At 41.8% G+C, this 4130-nt stretch carries 3 protein-coding genes; all 3 read right to left on the bottom strand.

The features are described 5' to 3' along the window. Positions 1-164 precede the first annotated feature (164 nt). The 3 genes from NXS07_RS18775 to NXS07_RS18765 all read right to left on the bottom strand — a co-directional run bounded on the left by NXS07_RS18775 (position 165) and on the right by NXS07_RS18765 (position 3576). The gene (locus tag NXS07_RS18775; RefSeq protein ID WP_038218201.1) at positions 165-911 is read right to left on the bottom strand and encodes a MipA/OmpV family protein; all 747 of its coding nucleotides are present in this window, start codon (positions 909-911) and stop codon (positions 165-167) included. A gap of 279 nt (positions 912-1190) precedes the next feature. Then, entirely contained in the window at positions 1191-2258 is a 1068-nt protein-coding gene (gene dadX / locus NXS07_RS18770; protein WP_238126437.1) for a catabolic alanine racemase DadX, read from the bottom strand. A gap of 16 nt (positions 2259-2274) precedes the next feature. After that, a complete protein-coding gene (locus NXS07_RS18765) occupies positions 2275-3576 on the bottom strand; it encodes a D-amino acid dehydrogenase (protein ID WP_238126438.1) in 1302 nt (433 codons plus the stop codon). Positions 3577-4130: the final 554 nt, after the last annotated feature.

Below are 4130 nucleotides of genomic sequence, written 5' to 3'. Positions count from 1 at the left end.
GCGCATAGGTCAAAGAATTAAAGTCAAAGTCACCGTCTAAAGACCGTGGTTTTAAACCTTTCATATGGAAAAATAAACGATAAGCTGAACTCTGTCATGACTATTTTGCTATGGCTATCTTGAAGAGTTCAGCTTTGCATCTTTCTTGACATGAACAATATCTGTCAGAAAGTATAAGTAATACCCGACCAGATAGTACCGGAGTATGAGCGATTGGTCATCGGGCTGTTTTTAACTTCGCTTGGTAAATGTTCTACACGCCCCATCATGAAAGCAGTCCAATTCTTATCGAAGGTATAATAACCAGACAATTCAAGATAAGGGCTCCAGCTATCGCCCGGTGTATATTCAGCCAGACCGCTCCGCACAGATTCGCTCTTTTTGATGCCATAACTATAACGGTTCTGTTTTTTGCTATCCCAGACAACGCCTACCCCTGGTTCCAATAACCAGCCGCTCTGCTGGAAACTATATAAATAGGCGAAATCAGCACTGATACCGTTACTTTCGCCCAGTATATCGGCAGCTAATGAGGCCCGCAGCACCCCCCAATCTTCATGATGTTTATAAGTGAAACCACCCATAACCGTGTCACGACGACGATCCAGTTTTTTCATCTGCTCATCTGTACTATCCTTGGGATGGAAAGCTTGTGGAGAATAGAACAGATCTACAGAAAGTTTATCCTTTGGCTGGTTCCAGAGGTAATAACCTGCCGCCAAAGTCTGAAAATAAAAGTTTTCACTCTCATAAGATACCATGGGAACCGGCAGTATTTTATCTTTTGTTTTCAATCCTTTGTAAGGTTTAGCTTCATACAATGCCGACAACCCAATAGACCATTCGCCAGCATATGCCACAGAAGAAGATAGGCAAAGCCCCGCTACTGCAATAAACACCTTATTAGTCATTATAAGTTATTTCCTGTCAGACAAATTGTTGTGAAATCAGGCATAAAGTGTATGTATCCGGTGATTTATTGCCAAGCAATTGATAATGATTTTTGATTTAATCGCACTATATGCATAAAATCCGGAACTGGCAGCTTGATGTTACCATTGGTTAAAAGCCATCAAGTTACAACGTCACACTTAGATATTATCTGAATATTAATTTTGCTGATGTTATAAAGAAAGATGCAGGCATTTATTCCAAATTTCGGTACGGAAAAATGCCTGAAAGAGATAAGATCAGTTAACAACTACCGGAACACGTATAGCTAAAGCACAGAGAAGTTCATAACCAATGGTTCCTGCGGATTCCGCCACTTCATCCACTGGCAAGTTTTCCCCCCATAACTCCACGGTACTACCTATTTCTGTTTGTGAACACGGCGTCAAATCAACCGTCATCATATCCATCGATATGGCACCCAGTAACTGTGTGCGGACACCATCAACAAGGATGGGGGTACCCGTTGGGGCGTGCCTTGGATAACCATCAGCATAACCACATGCCACCGTACCTACGCGGGTAGGATACTGGGTTGTATAACGGCTGCCATAGCCAATTTTTGCCCCTTTAGGTAGGTCATGAACCGCAATGATTTCACTGTGCAAACTCATCGCTGATTTCAAACCCACATCAGCAATATCACGCCACTTTCCACTCGGGGATGCACCATACAGGATAATACCCGGCCTAACCCAGTCACCATGTGTCTTCGGATGCCACAAAACTGCACCAGAATTGGCTAGACAGCGAGGAAGTGAGCCCATTTGCAGACATTCAACAACCGCAAATTGCCCATCAATACCAATCTCATTATCTGAATTAGCAAAATGAGTCATCAACGTGACTGAATTGATATTTTTTATGCGATTCGCCATTGAGACCACCTGTGAATATTCTTCAGGGGTAAAACCCAGACGATTCATTCCGCTATTGAGTTTCAAATAGATATCAATGGGGTTATTCAGTCTGGCCTCTTCTATTGCCTTGAGTTGCCAGTAACTATGCACTGTAGTTGTCAGGCCATATTGATCAATGAGCTGCAAATCCGAAAGTTTGAAAAAACCTTCCAATAACAGGATTGGCCCTTGCCACCCGTGTTCCCTTAAATAAATAGCTTCATTCATATCAAGCAGCGCAAATCCATCCGTTTGCATGAGTGACTGCCATATTCTGTCCAATCCATGCCCATATGCATTAGCTTTCACTACTGACCAGATTTTGCTGTCACCGACTTTCTGGCGGATAACCGCCAAGTTATGGCGGAATGCATCGAGATGGATCGTCGCCAAAATAGGACGTGGCATGACGACCCCTTATAATTTATGCCGTATGTAAACGATGCTTCACTCGAAGCACTTTTGTATTGAATCCATTGATGTATCTAAATACCGAGAGATCATCTGCCGCGATTTCCGGCGTCTTACCAGAAATTAAATCAGACAATAATTTCCCTGAACCACAGGCCATCGTCCAGCCTAGCGTTCCATGCCCTGTGTTTAAATAGAGATTACTATATTTGGTTGGGCCGACGATAGGAGTACCATCTGGTGTCATTGGGCGTAACCCAGTCCAGAATGTAGCTTCAGCAATATTGCCACCGCTGTGGTAGAGATCCTGCACAACCATTTTTAACGTTTCACAGCGATTATTCGGCACATTCATATTGAAACCAACCATTTCTGCCATGCCACCAACGCGAATACGGTTATCAAAACGAGTAATAGCTATCTTGTAAGTTTCATCCAGCACAGTTGAGGTTGGCGCTCTTGCTTCATCCATAATCGGCATCGTCAGAGAATAGCCTTTCAGCGGATAAACAGGGATTTTAACGAATTCTTTCAGCATGTCGGTAGAATAAGATCCCATCGCCACCACGTAGTTATCCGCCGTCATAATGCCATCATCACACTGGACACCCGTGATTTTGTTTCCATCCACCAGAATCTGTTTAACCTGATTGCTAAATACAAACTTGACTCCCGCCTCTTCTGCCATTTTTGCCAGTGCCTTGGTAAATATCTGACAATCACCCGTTTCATCATTCGGCAGTTGTAACCCACCCGCCAATTTATGAGAAACATGGGCAAGTGCAGGCTCCACTGATGCCAGTTGTTCTGCGGTCAATAATTGGTAAGGAACACCTTCTTGTTCCAATACTGCGATATCATTGGCGGCATTATCAAACTGTTTGGCGGTTCTAAATAATTGCAGAGTTCCTCCCTGACGCCCTTCATATTGAATGCCAGTATCTGCCCTTAACCGTTTAATGCAATCACGGCTATATTCTGCCAATCGCACCATCCTGCTTTTATTCATGGCGTAATGGTCTGCATCACAGTTGCGCAGCATTTGCCACATCCAGCGTAGCTGAAACAGTGAACCATCAGGGCGAATAGCCAGTGGTGCATGGCGTTGAAACATCCATTTTACTGCTTTCAGTGGTATTCCCGGTGCTCCCCATGGCGTTGCATATCCCGGTGAGATCTGACCAGCGTTACCTGCACTCGTTTCTTCAGCGGCACTATTCTGGCGATCAACCACAGTCACTTCATGGCCTTCCTGTGCCAAATACCACGCACTGGTGACGCCAATAACGCCACCGCCTAAAATAAGGACTTTCATTCTGCCCCCTGTTGATATGAATAATATGTGCAAGCATAATATGCTGAATATAAAAAGCCAATATAGAATAATAGACTGCAACATTATTAATTTAATTTTAGGATTTGAATCACATTTTTATTACAAAACATTGATAATATCATCATTCTAAATTTGATCAAAAATGAATAAAAATCAAATTAATTCAATAAATTAAATGAGAATTTAATGCTGACAATCACCTTATTTCACTACCTGTTAAAGTGATTTTTGCGGGAAAAAAGAAACATAAAATTTACAATTAAAAGTTACATTAAAATACTGACAAACCAAAATAATTAGAATTAAATATCTCAGCAAGAACAATTGGGCAGAATAATAATTTAAAAAATTGAATTTTACAGTTTGTGTAAATTTTCAACATCAATTGAAAAATAAAAATACTGGGGCATGAATAAGATGGAAAAACAACCAAATGTAAAAAAGCGCACTAACTAAACTAGGGACTGTTGATGTTTTATGTTCATAAATCAATCAGCCCACATTGGTAACCAAACGAGAGTAAATGCCAGTGC

Origin of the sequence: Xenorhabdus bovienii (genome assembly GCF_024721015.1) — a bacterium.
In the GTDB taxonomy this organism is placed as follows: domain Bacteria; phylum Pseudomonadota; class Gammaproteobacteria; order Enterobacterales; family Enterobacteriaceae; genus Xenorhabdus; species Xenorhabdus bovienii.
This window is presented reverse-complemented; position numbering and strand designations above follow the sequence as displayed.

Bases quoted from the DNA above. Each gene is read 5' to 3' on its own strand.
- NXS07_RS18775 (WP_038218201.1), bottom strand. From the start codon at position 911: ATGACTAATAAGGTGTTTATTGCAGTAGCGGGGCTTTGCCTATCTTCT.
- dadX (WP_238126437.1), bottom strand. From the start codon at position 2,258: ATGCCACGTCCTATTTTGGCGACGATCCATCTCGATGCATTCCGCCAT.
- NXS07_RS18765 (WP_238126438.1), bottom strand. From the start codon at position 3,576: ATGAAAGTCCTTATTTTAGGCGGTGGCGTTATTGGCGTCACCAGTGCG.